This is a genomic window from Phenylobacterium kunshanense (assembly GCF_003254525.1).
GTDB lineage: Bacteria > Pseudomonadota > Alphaproteobacteria > Caulobacterales > Caulobacteraceae > Phenylobacterium > Phenylobacterium kunshanense.
In genome coordinates this window covers 561,324-581,630 of sequence record NZ_QFYS01000001.1, presented here as the reverse complement: position 1 = coordinate 581,630, position 20,307 = coordinate 561,324, and the positions used below count along the sequence as shown (strand labels likewise).

Here is a 20,307-nt window from a genome sequence, read left to right as displayed (position 1 = left end):
TCCCCCGAGCGCCCAAGGTCCCGGGGCGCGACGATTCGCGCGCCATGGCCAAGCTTCGCATGCGCTACGACTTCACGTCCGCGGACGGCGCCGGGAGAGCGGCCGATCGGGGATCGTGCGGCGGGGAGGCGCGATTTGGGCGGTGAGGCCAGGGACCGCGCGTGGGCATCGCCCAACGCCGTGATGGCGCTGGCCATCGCCGCGGCGCTGATCGTCCTCGCCGGGTGCGGGGCGCTGATCTGGTATTCGGGAGCGGCCGTGGATCGGCTCACCGAGGCGCGGGAAACCCGCCTCATGGAGCGCGTGATCGCGCGCCGGGAGTCGCGGCTGCGGGACGAGCTGGCGTCGGTGGCGGTGTGGTCGGACGCCTATGACAGGACCGCGAGGGACTATGATCCCGAGTGGGCCCAGATCAACTACGGCGACTACTTCCATCCGTACATGGGGCATGACCTGAGCCTGGTCTTCGATGCCGGCGACAGGGTGATCTATGCGTCGGTCGACGGGGCGACCGTGGATCCCCGCAGCCTCGCGCCGTTCGCCAGGGCGGCCGTCCCCCTCGCCGCCAACGCGCGGCGGGCGACGGCCGAGAAGATCTCCCGGAACCCGGACGCACTGGGGTTCGATCGGTTCGGGGCGGCGGAAGCCGCGCTGAAGGTCGGCGATCAGCTGTTCATCGCGGGGGCGGCGACCATCGTGCCCGAGCCTGAATATGAGCGGCCCCTGCTGGTCGGCCCGGAAACCGTCGTGGTCACCGCCATCAAGATCGGTCCCACCTACCTCGCGAGCCTGGAGGCGGACTATGGCTTGAAGGCGGCCCGACTGCTGCCGCCGGGAAGCCGAACCCGGCCCGCGGTGACGCTGACGGGCCCCGGCGGCGAGATCGTAGGGCGCATGGCCTGGAAGCCCGAGCGCCCAGGGGTGGGCGTCTATCGGAACGCCGCCTGGGAGATCGCCGGGGTCGGCGCGATGATGATGCTCCTCGTGGCGGTGGTGGTCCTGCGGGTGAGGGGCCTGGCCGAGGACGTGGTGCGGGAGCGGGACCGCGCCGAGGCGGGCGATCGCGCCAAGTCGGACTTCATCGCCAACATGAGCCACGAGATCCGCACGCCGCTGAACGGCGTGCTCGGGATGGCCCAGGTCATGGAGGCGCACGACCTGTCGCCCGACCAGCGGGGGCGGCTGAGGGTCATCCGGGAGTCCGGGGCGACGCTGCTGTCGTTGTTGAACGACGTGCTGGACCTGTCGAAGATCGAAGCGGGCAAGCTGGAGATCGTGGAAGCGCCGTTCCGGGTCGACGAGCTGACCGAACGGGTGTGCGGAACGTTCGCCGGGGTCGCGGCGGCCAAGAACCTGGCGCTCGACCACACCGTGGACCCGACGGTCGCCGGCGTGTGGATCGGGGACGGCTTGAGGCTACGTCAGGTGTTGTCGAACCTCGTCTCGAACGCCGTGAAGTTCACCGACCAGGGCCGGGTCGCGCTTGCCGTGGACGCGACGCCGCGCGGCGTCCGGTTCGTGGTCAGCGACACCGGGATCGGCATCGAGCGCAGCAAGCTGCCGAAGCTGTTCAGCAAGTTCGCCCAGGCGGACGCCTCGACCACGCGCCGCTACGGCGGCACGGGCCTGGGGCTGGCGATCTCGCACCGGCTGGTCCAGATGATGGGCGGAACCATCGAGGCGACCAGCCGCCCGGGGGAAGGCTCGATCTTCACGGTCGTGATGCCGCTGCGCCGGTCGGCGGGAGAGATCGTGCGGCCCCCGCCGCCGCCGCCGGTGGAGACGCCCCCGGCGTTCGTGCGGGACGCGCCGCTGAGGGTGCTGGCCGCCGAGGACAACGCCACCAACCAGCTCGTCCTGCGCGCGCTGCTCGAGCCGCTGGGGGCCGAGGTGACCATGGTCGCCGACGGGCTTGAAGCGGTCGAGGCCTTCTCCCGCGGCGCCTTCGACGTCGTGCTCATGGACGTCCAGATGCCTCGGATGAACGGCCTGGACGCCACCCAGGCGATCCGCGAGCTGGAGGCGCGGCGGGGCGGGCCCACGACGCCGATCCTAGCGCTGACGGCCAATGTCATGAGCCACCAGATCGAGTCGTACCTGGACGCGGGCATGGACGGACACATCGCCAAGCCGCTGGACCTGTCGACCTTCTACGGTGCGCTGGACGAGGTGCTCAGCGCGGGCGCTTCGGACCGCGAGGCGGCTTCGGCCTAGGCCCGGCGCCGGGCTTCCCCGCGAAGCGAGGCTTGCCCGGAGGTCTGTCGGGGCGGGGCCCCTGGCGCGGACCCTGGGCCGCCGGCGGCGTCGTGGATTCGATCCGCATCTCGCCGGCGTCGGCCGTGGCGCGGACCGCTTCGAGGAAACGCGCCTCGGCAGCCGGCGCGATCTGGAACTTGGTCTCGCGGTCGAAGATGCGGATGAGGCCGATATCGGCCTTGGTCACGTGGCCCAGGCGGCAGATCAGTGGCACCAGCCACTTGGGGTCGGCGTTCTTGGCGCGGCCCACGGGCAGGCGGAACCAGACGCCGTCCGCCGCCGGGATGTTCGACGGCGGCCGCTCGCGGCGCGGCTCGGGACCGCTCGGCGCGCCGTCGTCGAACAGTTCCTCGGGCTCCGGCAGGCGGGAGCGATAGAGGCGGACGAGCGCGGCCGCCACGGCCTCAGCGCTGCGTCCCTCCAGCAGGCGACGACCGAGCTCCAGATCCTCGGCCGCCGGCTCGGCGGCGAGCAGCGGATCGTCGAGCATGCGCGCCTGGTCGCGGGCGCGGATCTCGTCAGGCGTCGGCGCGCCCGACCAGACCACGTCGACGCGGGCCAGGTCGAGCAGGCGCTCGGCCTGCCGGCGCTTGGTGTAGGGCACGACCAGGGCGGAGACGCCCTTGCGGCCGGCGCGGCCCGTGCGGCCGCTGCGATGGAGCAGCGTGGCGGTGTTGGCCGGCAGGGCGGCGTGGATGACGAGGCCCAGCTCGGGCAGGTCCAGGCCCCGGGCGGCGACGTCGGTGGCGACGCAGGCGCGGGCATGGCCGTCCCGCAGAGCCTGGAGGGCGTCGGCGCGCTCCTTCTGGCTGAGCTCGCCCGAGAGCTGGACGACGCCGAAGCCGCGCTCGCGCAGGACCCCGTGCAGGTGGCGCACCTGCTCTCGGGTGGCGCAGAAGATCAGCGCGCCGGGGCTTTCGAAATAGCGCAGCAGGTTGACGATGGCGTGCTCGACGTCGTTCGGAGCGACGCGGACGGCGCGGTACTCGATGTCGCCGTGGCTCTCGTCGCGGCGGATGGTGTCGATGCGCACCGCGTCGCGCTGATAGCGGCGGGCGAGGGCGGCGATGTCCTTGGCGATGGTGGCCGAGAACAGGAAGGTGCGGCGTTCGGCCGGGGCGGCGTCGAGGATCTCCTCGAGGTCCTCGCGGAAGCCCATGTCGAGCATTTCGTCGGCCTCGTCGAGCACGACGACGCGGGCGGCGGAGAGGTCGAGGTTGCCGCGCTCCAGGTGGTCGCGCAGGCGGCCGGGCGTGCCGACGACGATGTGGACGCCGGCGGCGAGGGCGCGTTGTTCGGCGCGCGCGTCCATGCCGCCGACGCAGGTGGCGATGCGGGCGCCGGCCTCGGCATAGAGCCAGCCCAGCTCGCGGGCGACCTGCAGGGCGAGTTCGCGCGTCGGCGCGATCACCAGGGCCAGGGGCGATTCGGCGCGGCCGAACCGTTCGGCGTCCCCCAGGAGGGTCGGGGCGGCGGCGAGGCCGAAGGCCACGGTCTTGCCCGAGCCGGTCTGGGCCGAGACCAGCAGGTCGCGGCCCGGCTCGGCCTCGAGGACCGCGGCCTGGACGGGGGTGGGTTCGCGATAGCCTTGCGCGTCGAGCGCGCGGGCGAGCGCCGGGTGGCTGGCAGGGAAGGGCATCAATGGCTCCGGGTGCGCAAGCGGACAGCGCCTGGCGTCAGGAGTCTGCTCGTTCGTAAGGGGGTCCGCCACCGGAAGTGGCGCGAGTGACGGGGCTCGAACCCGCGACCTCCGGCGTGACAGGCCGGCGCTCTAACCAACTGAGCTACACCCGCGCAATGCCGTCCGGCGCTGCGAAGGCGGCCCTCATATGGGGCTGTCGGAATCGTGTCAACGGGAGAGTGGAAGACGGACGTTCGGTCGCGGAAAAATGCGCTCAGGCAGCGGTGCGGACCGCGCTCGGGGGCGGCGCGACGTTCCCCGCCTCTTCGATGAGCCAGTCGCGGAACCGGGCGACCGCCGGTTTCTGGGGGCCCGCCGGGGTGAGGAACCAGAATCGGGAGGGCGTGGGCGCGAAGCCGAGCGGCGCGGCCAGCCGGCCGGCGGCGACATCGGCGGCGACATAGACCCACGGGGTCAGCCCGACGCCCAGGCCCGCGGCGGCGGCCTCCAGCGTATAGAAGATGTGCTCGAACTCCTGGACGTCCGGCGGCTCGGGCAGGCGGATGCCCGAGTGCTGCTCCCATTCCGCCCAGGCCGTCTGACGGGAGCCGGTCGTCAGCCGCGTGAGGCCCTCAAGGCCCGTCGGGCCATCGCCCAGCAGCGCCGGGGCCACGACGGGGCCGTGGAAATTGTCGAGGAAGGCCACGGCCTCGGCCCCGACGATGGGGGCCGTCTCGTTGACGCGGATGGCGGCGTCGAACCGGTCTCGGGCGAAATCCACCGGCGCGTAGGATTCGGTCACCCTGACCCGGACTTCCGGGTGACGGGCGTGGAAGGCCGGCAGGCGCGGGATGAGCCAGCGGATGGCCAGGGTGCCCACACAGGACAGGCGCAGCTCGGCGTGCAGGTCGCCCCGAAGGTCGGCCAGCGCGGCATCCACCTGGCCGAAGGCGCCGGAGAGCGCGGCCGCCAGCCGTGCGCCCCCGTCGGTGAGGCGCAGGCGATGCCGCGGCCCTTCTGTGAGGGCGAGCCCCAGGGTCGTCTCCAGGCTGCGGATCTGGCGGCTGATCGCGCCGTGGGTGACGCAAAGCTCGTCGGCGGCGAGGGTCATCTGTCCCAGGCGCGCGAAGGCCTCGAACGCCCTGAGCGCGGTCAGCGAGGGCAGGGGCCGGCGGTCCGCGAGGCCGCCCATCTTGTGATCTGAACTCACAAGAGTATCGCGGTTATATCGTTTTGCCCGGGATCGCAATCCAGGGATGTTCCTGCGTGGAACGCGAGGTTCAGCCGAAGATGCCACACGCCGCCGCCGCGGAAATCGCCCTCCCCAGCCTGCGATTTCGCCCCCCGGCGCCGGAGCCGCTCGAGCGCGACCCCGGCCTCAGGATGCTGTTCGACCGGCGCATGGCGCGGAATCCGTTGACGGCGCTGCCCCGGGAGGCGTTCGAGCGGCCTTACCGGCGGATGCGCGTGCTGCACCTGACCTATCACGGGCTGAACGACCCCGACGCGATCAAGCGGGTGCTGCTGGACAACGCCGCCAACTACGGCCGGCCCTGGCTGGTGCGCCGAATGATGCGCCGGATGATCGGCGAAGGGCTGCTGAACGCCGAGGGGGAGGCCTGGCGCGGCCAGCGGCGCCTGATGGCTTCCGCGTTCGCTCCGGCCGCGGTGGCCGCCGCGGCGCCGCTGGTGGCCGGCGTGGCCGACCGGAGCTGCGCCCGCATCCGGACCGACGCCGCGGTCGACATGGCCGCCGAGGCGACGCGGACGACCCTGGACGTGATCGACGGCGCGCTGTTCTCGGGCGCCAGCGGCATGGCGTTCGATGACGCGGCGGGCGATGTGCGCGACCTGCTGGCGGGCGAGGGCGAACTGCGGCTGGGGCAGGTCTTCGGCCTGGAGGCGCTGGACTGGGCGCCGGCGCAGCGGCGCGGACGGGCGGCGCGGCGGCGGCTGAGGACCCGGATGGCGGCGATGATCCGGACACGCGCCGCGGCCGACAGCCCGCCGGACGACTTCATCACCCGGCTGCTCCAGGCCTTCAGCGCCGAGCACGGCCGGGAGGACGCGCAGCGCCTGACGCTCGACAACGCCATGACCTTCTTCGTCGCGGGGCACGAGACCACGGCCAACGGGCTGGCGTGGGCGCTCTATCTGCTGAGCCGAGATCCGCAGGCGCAGGCCTGGGCGCGGGAGGAGGCGGTGGCGGCCTGGCGGGACGGCGACCCCGCCGCCGTCCCCGAGCGCCTGCCATATCTGAAGATGGTGTGGGACGAGACGCTCCGGCTGTATCCGCCCGTGCATCGCATCGACCGCGAGGCCCTGGACGACGACGTGCTGTGCGGCGAGCCGGTGCGGAAGGGCGACATGGTGACCATCTGGCCCTGGGTGCTGCACCGGCACCGGACGCTCTGGGACCGGCCGGACGAGTTCAATCCGGAGAACTTCGACCCCGAGGGGCGGGCAGGGATGCACCGCTATCAGTACCTGCCGTTCGGCGCCGGCCCGCGAATCTGCATCGGCATGGCCTTCGCCCAGGCCGAGGCGCTGATCCTCCTGTCGCGCTGGCTGACGGCGTTCGCGTTCGAACCCGTGGCGGGCCACGACGCCTGGCCCCGGGCCGACATCGCCCTGCGGCCAGCGACAGGTGTGCAGCTCATGGCGCGACGGCTGTGAGCGCCTGGGTTGCGAGCGTTTGCGACGCATTCGCAAAGGTTCGCATGGGGGCGATTTCGCGTCGCACAAGCCCTGTTTGAAACGCCGGAATGATCGGTCTAGAAGGGCGCCGCGACTCCCTCCGGAGACTCCATGAACGCCTTCCTGCTCGAGTACCTGCCCATCGTGATCTTCCTTGGGATCGCGGCGGCGCTGGGCATCGCCTTCATCCTGGCCGCGGTCGTGCTGGCGCCAACGGCGCCCGACCCGGAGAAGCTGTCGTCGTACGAATGCGGCTTCAACGCCTTCGACGACGCGCGGATGAAATTCGACGTGCGGTTCTACCTCGTGTCGATCCTCTTCATCATCTTCGACCTGGAAGTGGCGTTCCTGTTCCCGTGGGCGGTGTCGCTCATGAAGCTGCCGGCCGAGCAGGCCCAGTTCGCCTTCTGGTCGATGATGTCGTTCCTCGGCGTCCTCACCGTCGGGTTCATCTACGAGTGGAAGAAGGGCGCCCTGGAATGGGAGTGATCGTCCCCCCCAATTCGGCGCCGGCCCTGTCCGCCGGCCGGACCACGGTCGAGGGCTACGACCCGAAGAAGCACGACCCGTTCTTCGACGGCGTCTCGCAGCGCCTGGCCGACAAGGGCTTCGTGACGGCGAGCGTCGACGACCTCATCACCTGGGCGCGCACCGGCTCGCTGATGTGGATGACGTTCGGCCTGGCCTGCTGCGCGGTCGAGATGATGCAGGCCTCGATGCCGCGCTACGACCTGGAGCGCTATGGCTTCGCGCCGCGCGCCAGCCCGCGGCAGAGCGACGTGATGATCGTCGCCGGCACGCTGGTAAACAAGATGGCTCCGGCCCTGCGCAAGGTCTACGACCAGATGCCAGAGCCGCGGTACGTGATCTCGATGGGCAGCTGCGCCAACGGCGGCGGCTACTATTACTTCAGCTATTCGACGGTGCGCGGCTGCGACCGCGTGGTGCCGGTGGACGTGTATGTCCCGGGCTGCCCGCCGACCGCCGAGGCGCTGGTCTACGGCGTGCTGCAGCTGCAGAAGAAGATCCGCCGCACCGGGACGATCGTGCGATGAGCTGGCCCATGACGACGTCCGAGCTGGAAGCGCTCGGCCAGGAAATCGTGGCGAACGCGACGGGCGCGGTGACGTCCGCCCACGTGGCCTTCGGCGAGCTGACGCTGACGGGCCCGGCGGGCCGGGTGCTGCAGGCGCTGACCCAGCTTCGCGACCAGTACGGCTTCCACCAGCTCGTCGACCTCTGCGGGGCCGACTATCCGGAGCGCGAGCGGCGCTTCGACGTGGTCTACCACCTGCTGTCGATGACCAAGAACCAGCGCATCCGCCTGAAGGTGCAGACCGACGAGGACACCGCCGTCCCGTCGGCCGTCGAGGTGTTCCCCTGCGCCGACTGGTACGAGCGCGAGGCGTTCGACATGTACGGGATCTTCTTCGACGGTCACCCCGACCTTCGGCGGATCCTCACCGACTACGGCTTCCACGGCCACCCGCTGCGGAAGGACTTCCCGATGACCGGCTACGTCGAGGTCCGCTACGACGAGGAGCTGAAGCGGGTGGTCTACGAGCCGGTGAAGTCGGTGGAGTGGCGCAACTGGGATTTCCTCTCGCCGTGGGAAGGCATGGAGCGCGGGTTCGCGCCGACCGTGCTGCCGGGCGACGAGAAGGGTGAGGGCAAGGCATGACCGGCGCCAACGCACCTGCGCAAGCCTCCGACGTGGGCGGCTTCGACAACGACCTGCAGCTCGCCGAGGGCGAGACCAGGATCCGCAAGTTCAACATCAACTTCGGCCCGCAGCACCCGGCGGCGCACGGCGTTCTGCGCCTGGTGCTCGAGCTGGACGGCGAGGTCGTCGAGCGGGTCGACCCGCACATCGGCCTCTTGCACCGGGGCACCGAGAAGCTGGTGGAGGCGCGCCCCTACCAGCAGACGATCCCGTACATGGACCGCCTCGACTACGTGGCGCCCATGAACCAGGAGCACGCCTACTGCCTGGCGATCGAGAAGCTGCTGGGCATCGAGGTCCCGTACCGGGGCCTGCTGATCCGCACGCTGTATGACGAGATCGGGCGGATCCTGAACCACCTGCTCAACGTGACGACCCAGGCGATGGACGTCGGCGCGCTCACCCCGCCGCTGTGGGGCTTCGAGGAGCGCGAGAAGCTGATGGTGTTCTACGAGCGCGCATCGGGCGCCCGGATGCACGCCAACTACTATCGCGTCGGCGGCGTGCGCCAGGACCTGCCCGAAGCGCTGGTGCGCGACATCTCGGACTGGTGCGACCACTTCCCGAAGGTCTGCGACGACATCGAAGGCCTGATCACCGACAACCGCATCTTCAAGCAGCGCAACGTCGACATCGGCGTGGTGAGCAAGGACGAGGCGATCCGCTGGGGCTTCTCCGGCGTGATGGTGCGCGGCTCGGGCATCGCCTGGGACCTGCGCCGCAGCCAGCCCTACGCCGCCTACAACGACATGGAATTCGACATTCCGCTGGGCGTGCACGGCGACTGCTACGACCGCTACCTCTGCCGGATGCAGGAGATGCGGGAGTCGACGAAGATCATGAAGCAGTGCTGCGAGGCGCTGCTGAAGTCGCCCGGGCCGGTGAAGACCGAGGACAACAAGGTCGCCCCCCCGAGCCGCGGGGAGATGAAGCGCTCGATGGAGGCGCTCATCCACCACTTCAAGCTGTTCACCGAGGGCTATCGGACCCCGCCGGGCGAGGTCTACGGCTGCGTCGAGGCGCCGAAGGGCGAGTTCGGCGTCTATCTGGTGAGCGACGGCACCAACAAGCCGTACCGCCTGAAGATCCGCGCGCCGGGCTATCCGCACCTGCAGGCCATGGACTGGATGAACCGCGGCCACATGCTGGCCGACGTCTCGGCGATCCTGGGTTCGCTGGACATCGTGTTCGGGGAGATCGACCGGTGACCGCGCCGACCAACCTTTCGCCCGCCGAGATCGTGCAGGGCCAGCTCGACGCCTACAACGCCCAGGACCTGGACGCCTTCTGCCGCTTCTATGCGGACGACGCGGTGCTGGGCGCCTACAACGGCGAGATCGCGACCCGGGGGCTGGCGGCTATCCGCGAGCGCCACGCCAAGCTGTTCGCGGATTTCCCGCAGAACCGGGCCGAGCTGAAGAACCGCATCGTCGTCGGCGCGAACGTCATCGACCACGAGGCCGTCGAGCGCGCGCCGGGTGGAGAGTCGTTCGAAGTGGCGCCGATCTACACCATCGCGGGCGGCAAGATCGTCCGCGTGGACTTCGTGAAGTGAGGGCGAGGCCTTGAGCGTCCGCAGACTATCGCCGAACCAGCCGGCCAGCTTCGAGTTCACGCCCGAGACGCTGGAGAAGGCCAAGGCCTGGATGGCCAACTTCCCGGCCGGGAAGCAGCAGTCGGCCGTGGTGCCCGTGCTGTGGCTGGTGCAGAAGCAGGAAGGCTGGGTCAGCGAGCCCGCGATCCGCGCCGTCGCCGAACTGCTCGGCATGCCGGTGATCCGGGTGCTGGAGGTGGTGACCTTCTACACCATGTTCATGCTGGAGCCGGTGGGCACCCATGCGCTGGTGCAGGTGTGCGGCACGACGCCCTGCCAGGTGCGCGGCGCCGAGGCGCTGATGGCGGTCTGCAAGAAGAAGATCGGGCCGCAGAACCATCGCTCGGCCGACGGCAAGTTCTACTGGCAGGAAGTGGAATGCCTGGGCGCGTGCTCGAACGCGCCGATGGCGGCCATCAATGACTACTACTACGAGGACCTCACCCCCGAGGGTCTCGAGAAGCTGCTGGACGACTTCGCGGCCGGCAAGAACCCGCCGCCGGGGTCGGAGATCGGCCGCCAGAACTCGGCGCCCGCGGGCGGCCCGACGACCCTGACCGATCCCAAGCTGTACGACGGTTCGCTGGGCAAGAAGATCAAGATCCCGAACCTGCCGGCCAAGCCGACCAAGGAGAAGGCGTGATGGCGGGCATCCTCGCCGACAAGGACCGCATCTTCCTCAACCTCTACGGCCAGCACGACTGGACGCTGGAGGGCGCGAAGTCGCGCGGCGCGTGGAACGGGACGAAGGACATCGTCGCCCAGACGCCCGAGTGGATCTGCGACCAGATCAAGGCCTCGGGCCTGCGCGGCCGCGGCGGTGCGGGCTTCGCCACGGGCCTGAAGTGGACCTTCATGCCCAAGCAGGAGAGCGAGCGTCCGCACTACCTGCTGGTCAACGCCGACGAGTCGGAGCCGGGCGCGTGCAAGGACCGCGAGATCCTGCGCAACGACCCGCACCTGCTGATCGAGGGCTGCCTCATCGCCTGCCGGGCGATGCGTTCGCACCAGGCCTATATCTACATCCGCGGCGAGTACGTGCATGAGCGCGAGCGCCTGACGGCGGCGATCAAGCAGGCCTACGACGCCAAGCTGATCGGCAAGGGCAACATCCACGGCTGGGACTGCGACGTCGGCATCCAGCACGGGGGCGGGGCCTACGTCTGCGGCGACGAGACCGCGCTGATGGAGAGCTTCGAGGGCAAGAAGGGCCAGCCGCGCCTGAAGCCGCCGTTCCCGGCCGGCGCCGGCATCTACGGCTGCCCGACGACGGTGAACAACGTCGAGACGATCTCGGTCGTCGGCACGATCCTGCGCCGCGGCGCGGAGTGGTTCGCTGGCTTCGGCACCGAGAAGTCGACCGGCACCAAGCTGTTCGCCGGCTCGGGCCACCTCAACAAACCCTGCGTGGTCGAGGACGCGGTCGGGATCAGCGTCAAGCAGCTGATCGAGGACCACTTCGGCGGCGTGCGTGGCGGCTGGAGCAACCTGAAGGCCGTGATCCCGGGCGGGATCTCGGTGCGGATGATCCCTGCCGACCAGTGCGACGAGGCGATCATGACCTACGAGGACCTGGCCGCGCGCGGCTCGGGCCTCGGCACCGGCACCATGATCGTGTTCGATAAGGACGCCGACCTGGTGAAGGCCATCGCCCGGGCCAGCTATTTCTACAAGCACGAGAGCTGCGGCCAGTGCACGCCGTGCCGCGAGGGCACCGGCTGGATGTGGCGGGTCATGGAGCGGATGGCGACGGGCGAGGCGGAGATGTCGGAGATCGACATGCTGCTCGACGTGGCCAGCCAGGTGGAAGGCCACACCATCTGCGGCTTGGGCGATGCGGCCGCGTGGCCGATCCAGGGCCTCTTCCGCCACTTCCGCCACGAGGTGGAGGAGCGGATCACCAATTACCGCGCGCGCAGGGGCTCTTATGCCGGCGCCAGCATCGCGGCGGAGTAGCGACTAATGCCTATCGCCAAGGTCGACGGGGTCGAGGTCGAGTTCGAAGCGGGGATGAACGTCCTCCAGGTCTGCGAGCTCGCCGGCAAGGAGATCCCGCGCTTCTGCTATCACGAGCGCCTGAGCATCGCCGGCAACTGCCGGATGTGCCTGGTCGAGGTGAAGCCCGGTCCGCCGAAGCCGCAGGCGTCCTGCGCGCTGCCGGCCGCCGAAGGGCAGGAGATCTTCACCGACACGCCGATGGTGAAGAAGGCGCGCCACGGGGTGATGGAGTTCCTGCTCATCAACCACCCGCTGGACTGCCCGATCTGCGACCAGGGCGGCGAGTGCGACCTGCAGGACCAGGCCATGGGCTATGGCCGCGACGATTCCCGCTACGCGCTGAACAAGCGCGCGGTCGAGGAAAAGCATATGGGTCCGCTCATCAAGACGGTGATGACCCGCTGCATCCAGTGCACGCGCTGCGTCCGCTTCATCACAGAAGTGGCCGGGGTGCCGGACATCGGTCTCATCTCGCGCGGCGAAGACGTTGAAATCACGACCTATCTCGACAAGGCCGTGGCGTCGGAACTGTCGGCCAACGTCATCGATCTCTGCCCGGTCGGCGCCCTGACCAGCAAGCCGTATGCGTTCAACGCTCGGCCCTGGGAGCTGAAGAAGACCGAGAGCGTCGACGTGATGGACGCGCTGGGCTCGGCGATCCGAGTCGACGCCCGCGGGCCGGCGGTGCTGCGCGTGCTGCCGCGCATCAACGAGGCGGTCAACGAGGAGTGGATCTCGGACAAGACGCGCTATGCCGTCGACGGCCTGGGCCGCCAGCGGCTGGACCGGCCGTACGTCCGCGAGAACGGCAAGCTGAAGCCCGCGACCTGGGCCGAGGCCCTGGACGTGGTGGCGGCCAGGATCAAGGCGACCAGCCCGGACCGCATCGGCGTGATCGCCGGCGACCTGCAGGACGCGGAGTCGATGAAGGCCGCCCTCGACCTGTTCGGCGGCCTGGGGGTGAAGAGCCTCGACTGCCGGCAGGACGGGATGGTCCTCGGCGATGGCCAGCGCGAGAGCTGGCTGTTCAACTCCTCGATCCAAGGTATTGAAGACGCGGACTTTGTTCTGCTGGTCGGCAGCAATCCGCGCCTCGAGGCGCCGGTGCTGAACGCCCGCCTGCGCAAGCGCTGGCTGGCCGGCGCGCTGCAGGTCGGCGTGATCGGCCCGCAGGCCGACCTGACCTACAGCTATACCCACCTGGGCGACGGCGCCTCGGCCCTCGCGGGTCTCGCCAAGTCGAAGTCGGACTTCGTCACTGGGCTGAAGGCGGCGAAGAAGCCGGCGATCATCGTCGGGGCCGGCGCGTTGACCCGCGCCGACAGCGCGGCCGTGCTGGCTGCGGCGGCGGGCGTCGCCAAGACCTTCGGCATGACCTGGAACGTGCTGCACACCGCGGCCAGCCGGGTCGGCGGCCTGGACCTGGGCTTCGTCCCGGGCGAGGGCGGCAAGACCGCCGGCGAACTGGTCGCCAAGGGTGGCGCGGACCTGCTGGTCCTGCTGGGCGCCGACGAGATCGACCTGAAGCAGACCGACGCGTTCGTCGTCTATCTGGGCACGCACGGCGACGCCGGGGCGCACCGCGCCGACGTGATCCTGCCGGGCGCGGCCTACACCGAGAAGAACGGCCTCTATGTGAACACCGAGGGCCGGGTGCAGATGGGCTTCCGCGCCGTGTTCCCGAAGGGCGAGGCCCGGGAGGACTGGGCGATCCTGCGGGCGCTGAGCGAGCGGGTCGGCGCCAAGCTGCCGTACGACAGCCTGGACGAACTGCGGGGCAAGCTGTTCGCCGAGCATCCGAGCTTCGGCCGCATCGGCTATGTGGCCGAGACGCCGGCGGCGGTCGACTTCGCCGCCCTGGGCCGGAAGGGCGATCTATCGGACACGCCGCTGTGGAGCGCCGTGGCCAATTTCTACCTCACCAACCCCATCGCCCGCGCCAGCGTGACGATGGCCGAATGCGCGCAGACCGCCTCGGGCGCTGCCAAGATCGCGGCGGAGTAGGGCATGAACGCCACCACGACGGATTTCTGGGCCACGCCGGGCGGCTGGGTGCTGCTGACGGTCGGCCAGGTCCTGGCGGTGACCATCTGGGTGCTGCTGTCGCTCGCCTTCCTGCTGCTGGCGGACCGGAAGATCTGGGCCGGCGTGCAGATGCGCAAGGGCCCCAACGTGGTCGGCCCGTTCGGCCTGCTGCAGTCCTTCGCCGACTTTATCAAGTTCGTGCTGAAGGAGGTGGTGATCCCGGCCGGCGCGGACAAGGCGGTGTTCCTGCTGGCGCCGCTGATCAGCTTCGTCCTGGCGTTCGGCGCCTGGGCGGTGATCCCGCTGGCCCCCGGCTGGGTGGTGGCCGACATCAATGTCGGCATCCTCTACCTGTTCGCGATCAGCTCGCTCGGCGTCTACGGCATCATCATGGGCGGCTGGGCGTCGAACTCGAAGTACCCGTTCCTCGGCTCCCTGCGCTCGGCGGCGCAGATGGTCAGCTACGAGGTCTCGATCGGTTTCGTGATCATCACGGTGATCCTGCTGGCCGGCTCGATGAACCTCGGCACGATCGTCGAGAAGCAGGCCGGTGGGTTCTGGAACTGGAACGTGCTCGGCGGCGGCGGCGGCCTTCCCGGTCTCGTCGGCGCCCTGGTGATGATCCCCATGACGGTGATCTTCTTCATCTCGGCCCTGGCGGAGACGAACCGTCCTCCGTTCGACCTGCCGGAGGCCGAATCCGAACTCGTCGCCGGCTATCAGGTGGAATACTCCTCCACGCCGTACCTGCTGTTCATGATCGGCGAGTACTCGAACATCGTGCTGATGTGCGCGATGATCACCGTGCTCTTCTTCGGCGGCTGGCACGCGCCGTTCCCAACCGACTTCACCAGCGCCTGGTCGCCGACGGCCGCCAGCTTCTTCCACTTCATGTGGTTCTTCGGGAAGGTCATCTTCTTCTTCTTCATGTTCGCCATGGTGAAGGCGATCGTGCCCCGGTACCGCTACGACCAGCTCATGCGGCTGGGCTGGAAGGTGTTCCTGCCCGCGTCGCTGGTGGCCGTGTGCGTCATGGCCGGCTGGCTCGTCTATGGACGGGGGCCGATCGGATGAAGGCCCTCGTCCTCCTGGGCGCCCTGGCCCTGACCGCGTGCGCTTCGGGCGCCGGGTTCGGCAACAGCGGCGGCCTGGCCACCTACGACGACCTCAGGACCGCGCAGAAGGCCTGCGCGGACAAGGGGGGAACCCTGCGTCTCCAGAAGAACGGCGACGCCAAGTTCCTCGACGACTACGCCTGCGAGAAGAACTGATGCTGAACCGGATCGGACAGGCGCTGAAGGGCGCGGCGCTCTTGGACTTCGCGGGGGCTTTCGGCCTCGGCATGAAGTACATGATCGCGCCGAAGAAGACCGTGCAGTACCCGCACGAGCGCAACCCGCAGAGCCCGCGCTTCCGCGGCGAGCACGCGCTGCGCCGCTATCCCAACGGGGAAGAGCGCTGCATCGCCTGCAAGCTCTGCGAGGCGGTGTGCCCGGCGCAGGCGATCACCATCGAGGCCGAACCGCGTGAGGACGGCTCGCGCCGGACGACCCGCTACGACATCGACATGGTCAAGTGCATCTACTGCGGCCTGTGCCAGGAGGCCTGCCCGGTGGACGCCATCGTGGAAGGCCCGAACATCGAGTTCGCCGTCGAGACCCGCGAGGAGCTCTACTACGACAAGGAGCGCCTGCTGGATAACGGCGACCGGTGGGAGCGCGAGATCGCGAAGAATCTGGAACTGGACGCGCCGTACCGATAAACACCCGGCGCGAATCCGAGCGCCGCAATTCGACTGCCGTCAGGGACCGCACGGGTCCTCGTCGGACCTGAGCAATTCGAGGGACAAAGAAGAGCCGAATGGCCCTGCAGGCGATCGCATTCTACGTCATGGCGGCGGTCACCGTGATCGCCGGGTTCTGCGTGGTCTCGGCCCGCAACCCGGTGCACTCGGTGCTGTGGCTGATCCTGACCTTCTTCTCGGCCGCGGGCCTCTTCGTCCTCATGGGCGCGGAGTTCCTCGCGATGCTGCTGGTGGTCGTCTACGTGGGCGCCGTGGCGGTGCTCTTCCTATTCGTCGTCATGATGCTGGACGTGGACTTCGCCGCGCTGCGGCAGGGCTTCGCGCAGTACATGCCGCTGGGCCTGCTGATCGCGGTGTTCCTGGCCGCCGAGATGGTGCTGGTGGCCTCGACGGTCGCCACCAAGGGCGCCGCGGCCCACAACGACACGCCGATGGCCTCGGGCTTCGGCATGGACGCTCCGAACGCCGAGGCGATCGGGCGGGTGCTCTACACGGACTACGTCTACTTCTTCCAGGCCTCGGGGCTGGTGCTGCTGGTGGCCATGATCGGCGCGATCGTGCTGACCCTGCGCCACAAGCCGGGCGTCCGGCGCCAGGTCGTCATGGACCAGGTGCTGCGCTCGCCCAAGACCGGGATGAAGATCGCCAACCCCAAGCCGGGCGAAGGGATCGGGGAATGATCATCGGCCTCGCACACTACCTGGCCGTGGCGGCCATCCTGTTCACGATCGGCGTCTTCGGCATCTTCGTGAACCGGAAGAACATCATCGTCATCCTGATGTCGATCGAGCTGATCCTGCTCGCGGTGAACATCAACCTGGTGGCCTTCTCGGCGTACCTGGGGAACGTCACCGGGCAGATCTTCGCCATGTTCGTGCTGACCGTGGCGGCCGCCGAGGCCGCCGTGGGCCTCGCCATCCTCGTCACCTTCTTCCGTAACCGCGGGGACATCTCCGTGGACGACGCCTCGATGATGAAGGGCTGATCGCCGTGGATCCGAAAGTCCTCGTCACCATCATCCTGTTCGGGCCGCTGATCGGCGCGATCACCGCCGGCCTGTTCGGCCGCCGCATCGGCGACAAGGCGTCGATGGGCGTCACGACGGGATTCCTGTTCCTGTCGGCCATCCTGTCGTGGGTGGTGTTCAGCCAGTGGACCTGGGGCCATCTGGAGCCCTTCACCGTCACCTACGCTCCGTTCATCCACGTGGGCGACTTCATCTCCAACTGGGCCTTCCGCCTCGACGGCCTGTCGGCGGTGATGCTGGTGGTGGTGACGACGGTGTCCTCGCTCGTGCACCTCTATTCCTGGGGGTACATGGCGGACGATCCGTCCAAGCCGCGGTTCTTCGCCTACCTGTCGCTGTTCACCTTCGCCATGCTGAGCCTGATCAGCGCGGCCGACTTCATGCAGCTGTTCTTCGGCTGGGAAGGCGTGGGCCTGGCGTCGTACCTGCTGATCGGCTTCTGGCACCACAAGGACACGGCCAACGCCGCCTCGATCAAGGCGTTCGTGGTCAACCGGGTCGGCGACTTCGGCTTCGCCCTCGGGATCATGACCTGCTTCTGGGCCTTCGGGACCATCGAGTTCGCCAAGCTGTTCCCGCTGATCGAAGCCAGCGTCGGCAAGGGCTGGGACTTCGCGGGCGGCTACTTCAGCCTCATCGACCTGGCCTGCGCGCTGCTGTTCGTCGGCGCCATGGGCAAGTCGGCGCAGTTCTTCCTGCACACCTGGCTGCCGGACGCCATGGAAGGCCCGACGCCGGTGTCGGCCCTGATCCACGCGGCGACCATGGTGACCGCCGGCGTCTACATGGTCTGCCTGCTGTCGCCGATGTTCGAATACGCCCCGGTGGCGAAGACCATCGTGACGGTGATCGGCGCGGTCACGGCGCTGTTCGCCGCGACGGTCGGCCTGACGCAGAACGACATCAAGCGGGTGATCGCCTATTCGACCTGCTCGCAGCTCGGCTACATGTTCTTCGCCGCGGGCGTGGGCGCGTACCAGGCGGCGATGTTCCACCTGTTCACGCACGCCTTCTTCAAGGCGCTGCTGTTCCTGGGCGCCGGTTCGGTGATCCACGGGATGGCGCACGAGCAGGACATGCGCCGCTATGGCGCGCTGCAGAAGTACCTCCCGATCACCTATGCGGTGATGACCATCGGCACGATCGCCATCACCGGCCTGGGCATCCCGTTCCTCGATTGGGGCTTCGCCGGCTTCTACTCCAAGGACGCCATCATCCACGCGGCCTACTCGGCCGGCGGGGCAGGGCATCCGGTGGGCTATTTCGCCTTCTTCATCGGCGTCCTGGTGGCCGGCCTGACCGCCTTCTACTCGTGGCGCGTCGCGTTCTTCACGTTCAACGGCCACGCCCGCTGGACGCCGGAGGACCTGGAGCAGCACTGGCACAACCGCGACCATGCGCACGACGCCGTCCATGACGACCACGCGCACGGCCACGCCCAGCACGAGACGCACGACGAGCCTCTGCCCGAGGCACACCACGGCCACGGCCACGGCGACCACCTGCCGCACGAGAGCCCCTGGACCATGCGGATCCCGCTGCTGGTGCTGTCGGTGGGCGCGATCGCGGCCGGCTTCGCCTTCCATCACCAGTTCATCGGCGAGCACAACGGCGAGTTCTGGAAGGGCGCCATCTTCAACGCCCCGGCCGAACACGCCGCCGGCCACCACTATCCGCTGTGGGTGGTGCTGGCGCCGATCGTGGCCTCCGTCGGCGGCCTGCTGATCGCGGCCTACATGTACATCTGGCGCGAGGGCCTGGGCGCGAAGCTCGCGGCCAACAACGGCCTGCTCTACGTCTTCTTCTACAACAAGTGGTTCTTCGACGAGCTGTACCAGGCGACTTTCGTCCGCGCGGCGAAGTTCCTGGGCGACCTGTTCTGGAAGGGCGGCGACCAGAAGCTCATCGACGGGCTGGGCCCGGACGGGGTCTCGGCGCTGTCGGTCCAGGTGGGCAAGGGCGCCGGCCGGCTGCAGTCGGGCTACGTCTACCACTACGCCTTCGTGATGCTGCTCGGGGTCGCGGGTCTCCTGACCTTCGCCCTGTGGGCCTGGGCCGCGTGAGGGATCTGATCTGATGCCGCTTCTCTCCCTCATCACCTATGCGCCGCTGGTGGGCGTGCTGGGCATCCTGGCCCTGCGCCTGTCGTCGCGCGCCGACGAGTCCAAGACGGTCGAGGCGTCCAAGTGGATCGCCTTCGTCACCACCCTGGCGACGCTGGCGCTGTCGGTGCTGCTGGTCGCCCAGTTCGACCCGGCCAACCCGGGCTTCCAGTTCGTGGAAGAGGCCCCGTGGTTCGGCGTGCTCGCCTACCGGATGGGCGTGGACGGTATCTCGGTGCTGTTCGTCCTGCTGACCGCCTTCCTGATGCCGATCTGTATCGCGGCCTCCTGGAAGTCGATCGAGAAGCGGGTGCACGAGTACCTGATCGCCTTCCTGATCCTGGAGACGCTGGTCATCGGCGTGTTCTGCGCGCTGGACCTCGTGCTGTTCTACATCTTCTTCGAGTTCGGCCTCGTCCCGATGTTCCTGATCATCGGCATCTGGGGCGGCGCGCGGCGGGTGTACGCGGCCTTCAAGTTCTTCCTCTACACGCTGCTCGGCTCGGTGCTGATGCTGGCCGCCATGCTGTGGATGATCGGCATGAGCGGGACCAGCTCGATCCCCGAGCTGATGACCTACGAGTTCGCGGCCGAGGCGCAGACCTGGCTCTGGCTGGCCTTCTTCGCCTCGTTCGCAGTGAAGATGCCGATGTGGCCGGTGCACACCTGGCTGCCCGACGCGCACGTTGAGGCGCCGACCGCCGGCTCGGTGTTCCTGGCGGGCATCCTGCTGAAGATGGGCGGCTACGGCTTCATGCGCTTCAGCCTGCCGATGTTCCCGAACGCTTCCGATCTGTTCACGCCGCTGGTGTTCGCCATGAGCGTGATCGCGGTGATCTACACTTCGCTGGTCGCCTTCCGGCAGACCGATGTGAAGAAGCTGATCGCCTACTCGTCGGTGGCCCACATGGGCCTCGTGACCATGGGCATCTTCGCCGGCAACGAGGCGGGCGAGCAGGGCGCCATCTACCAGATGCTGAGCCACGGGGTGATCTCGGGCGCGCTCTTCCTCTGCGTTGGCGTGATCTACGACCGGATGCACACCCGCGAGATCGCCTTCTACGGCGGGCTGGTGACGCGGATGCCCTGGTACGCGGCCGTGTTCCTGCTGTTCAGCATGGGCAACGTCGGCCTGCCGGGCACCTCGGGCTTTGTCGGCGAGATCCTGTCGATGACCGGCGCCTACCAGGTGTCGACCTGGACGGCGATCCTCGCCGCCACCGGCGTCATCCTGTCGGCCGTCTACATGCTGACGCTGTATCGGCGCGTGGTGTTCGGGACGATGACCAACCCGAAGCTCGCGACGATCAATGACCTGGAATGGCGGGAGGTGGCGATCTTCGCGCCGCTGATCGTCGCGACCCTGTACATGGGCGTGCAGCCCAACATCGTGTTCGACCTGACGAACGCCTCGGTGGACCAGCTCGTGCGGGCCTACCAGGCGGCGATCGGCGGGTGAG

19 protein-coding genes and 1 tRNA gene are annotated in these 20,307 nt (G+C 68.9%); 17 read left to right on the top strand and 3 right to left on the bottom strand.

Going from position 1 to position 20,307, the window contains the following annotated elements; genetic code table 11:
- Positions 1-183 precede the first annotated feature (183 nt).
- Positions 184-2,214, top strand: a complete 2,031-nt coding sequence (locus DJ019_RS02975) for a hybrid sensor histidine kinase/response regulator (RefSeq protein ID WP_133255235.1) — start codon at positions 184-186, stop codon at positions 2,212-2,214.
- Here the strand turns inward: DJ019_RS02975 and DJ019_RS02970 are convergent.
- The 3 genes from DJ019_RS02970 to DJ019_RS02960 all read right to left on the bottom strand — a co-directional run bounded on the left by DJ019_RS02970 (position 2,174) and on the right by DJ019_RS02960 (position 5,069).
- Positions 2,174-3,895 (bottom strand): DEAD/DEAH box helicase, encoded by a 1,722-nt coding sequence (locus DJ019_RS02970; protein ID WP_111274477.1) that lies wholly within the window; start codon positions 3,893-3,895, stop codon positions 2,174-2,176. The genes DJ019_RS02975 and DJ019_RS02970 overlap by 41 nt on opposite strands.
- A gap of 78 nt (positions 3,896-3,973) precedes the next feature.
- Positions 3,974-4,050: transfer RNA gene (locus DJ019_RS02965), tRNA-Asp, on the bottom strand.
- Positions 4,051-4,151: 101 nt separating this feature from the next.
- Positions 4,152-5,069, bottom strand: coding sequence for a LysR substrate-binding domain-containing protein (locus DJ019_RS02960; RefSeq protein WP_111274476.1), 918 nt, complete (start codon positions 5,067-5,069; stop codon positions 4,152-4,154).
- Positions 5,070-5,143: 74 nt separating this feature from the next.
- On the opposite strand from DJ019_RS02960, the gene DJ019_RS02955 reads away from it, so the two are divergent.
- From DJ019_RS02955 to DJ019_RS02880, 16 genes are all read left to right on the top strand, one after another.
- Positions 5,144-6,553 (top strand): cytochrome P450, encoded by a 1,410-nt coding sequence (locus DJ019_RS02955; RefSeq protein WP_111274475.1) that lies wholly within the window; start codon positions 5,144-5,146, stop codon positions 6,551-6,553.
- A gap of 132 nt (positions 6,554-6,685) precedes the next feature.
- Positions 6,686-7,063 (top strand): NADH-quinone oxidoreductase subunit A, encoded by a 378-nt coding sequence (locus tag DJ019_RS02950; protein ID WP_111274474.1) that lies wholly within the window; start codon positions 6,686-6,688, stop codon positions 7,061-7,063.
- Positions 7,033-7,629 (top strand): NuoB/complex I 20 kDa subunit family protein, encoded by a 597-nt coding sequence (locus tag DJ019_RS02945; RefSeq protein ID WP_165843870.1) that lies wholly within the window; start codon positions 7,033-7,035, stop codon positions 7,627-7,629. Before DJ019_RS02950 ends, DJ019_RS02945 begins: the two co-directional genes overlap by 31 nt.
- 8 nt (positions 7,630-7,637) lie before the next feature.
- Entirely contained in the window at positions 7,638-8,255 is a 618-nt protein-coding gene (locus DJ019_RS02940; protein WP_205854069.1) for an NADH-quinone oxidoreductase subunit C, read from the top strand.
- Positions 8,252-9,505 (top strand): NADH-quinone oxidoreductase subunit D, encoded by a 1,254-nt coding sequence (locus DJ019_RS02935; protein WP_111274471.1) that lies wholly within the window; start codon positions 8,252-8,254, stop codon positions 9,503-9,505. Before DJ019_RS02940 ends, DJ019_RS02935 begins: the two co-directional genes overlap by 4 nt.
- Complete coding sequence (locus DJ019_RS02930) at positions 9,502-9,852, top strand: nuclear transport factor 2 family protein (RefSeq protein ID WP_240606349.1); 351 nt, start codon at positions 9,502-9,504, stop codon at positions 9,850-9,852. The genes DJ019_RS02935 and DJ019_RS02930 overlap by 4 nt, the downstream gene beginning before the upstream one ends.
- A 10-nt stretch (positions 9,853-9,862) precedes the next feature.
- Entirely contained in the window at positions 9,863-10,534 is a 672-nt protein-coding gene (nuoE, locus tag DJ019_RS02925; RefSeq protein ID WP_111274470.1) for an NADH-quinone oxidoreductase subunit NuoE, read from the top strand.
- On the top strand, positions 10,534-11,847 hold the full coding sequence (gene nuoF, locus DJ019_RS02920) for an NADH-quinone oxidoreductase subunit NuoF (RefSeq protein ID WP_111274469.1): 1,314 nt from the start codon (positions 10,534-10,536) through the stop codon (positions 11,845-11,847). The genes nuoE and nuoF overlap by 1 nt, the downstream gene beginning before the upstream one ends.
- A gap of 6 nt (positions 11,848-11,853) precedes the next feature.
- Positions 11,854-13,893: an NADH-quinone oxidoreductase subunit NuoG gene (gene nuoG, locus DJ019_RS02915; RefSeq protein WP_111274468.1), complete on the top strand. Its 2,040-nt coding sequence runs from the start codon at positions 11,854-11,856 to the stop codon at positions 13,891-13,893.
- Between the two features lie 3 nt (positions 13,894-13,896).
- Positions 13,897-14,988: an NADH-quinone oxidoreductase subunit NuoH gene (gene nuoH / locus DJ019_RS02910; protein ID WP_111274467.1), complete on the top strand. Its 1,092-nt coding sequence runs from the start codon at positions 13,897-13,899 to the stop codon at positions 14,986-14,988.
- On the top strand, positions 14,985-15,185 hold the full coding sequence (locus DJ019_RS02905) for a hypothetical protein (protein WP_111274466.1): 201 nt from the start codon (positions 14,985-14,987) through the stop codon (positions 15,183-15,185). Before nuoH ends, DJ019_RS02905 begins: the two co-directional genes overlap by 4 nt.
- Positions 15,185-15,676: an NADH-quinone oxidoreductase subunit NuoI gene (gene nuoI, locus DJ019_RS02900; protein WP_111274465.1), complete on the top strand. Its 492-nt coding sequence runs from the start codon at positions 15,185-15,187 to the stop codon at positions 15,674-15,676. Before DJ019_RS02905 ends, nuoI begins: the two co-directional genes overlap by 1 nt.
- A gap of 98 nt (positions 15,677-15,774) precedes the next feature.
- Positions 15,775-16,398 (top strand): NADH-quinone oxidoreductase subunit J, encoded by a 624-nt coding sequence (locus DJ019_RS02895; RefSeq protein WP_111274464.1) that lies wholly within the window; start codon positions 15,775-15,777, stop codon positions 16,396-16,398.
- Positions 16,398-16,703 (top strand): NADH-quinone oxidoreductase subunit NuoK, encoded by a 306-nt coding sequence (nuoK, locus tag DJ019_RS02890; protein WP_111274757.1) that lies wholly within the window; start codon positions 16,398-16,400, stop codon positions 16,701-16,703. The genes DJ019_RS02895 and nuoK overlap by 1 nt, the downstream gene beginning before the upstream one ends.
- 5 nt (positions 16,704-16,708) lie before the next feature.
- A complete protein-coding gene (gene nuoL / locus DJ019_RS02885) occupies positions 16,709-18,808 on the top strand; it encodes an NADH-quinone oxidoreductase subunit L (protein ID WP_111274463.1) in 2,100 nt (699 codons plus the stop codon).
- A 13-nt stretch (positions 18,809-18,821) separates the two neighbouring features.
- Positions 18,822-20,306, top strand: a complete 1,485-nt coding sequence (locus DJ019_RS02880; protein ID WP_165843869.1) for an NADH-quinone oxidoreductase subunit M — start codon at positions 18,822-18,824, stop codon at positions 20,304-20,306.
- The last annotated feature ends 1 nt before the right edge of the window (position 20,307 follow it).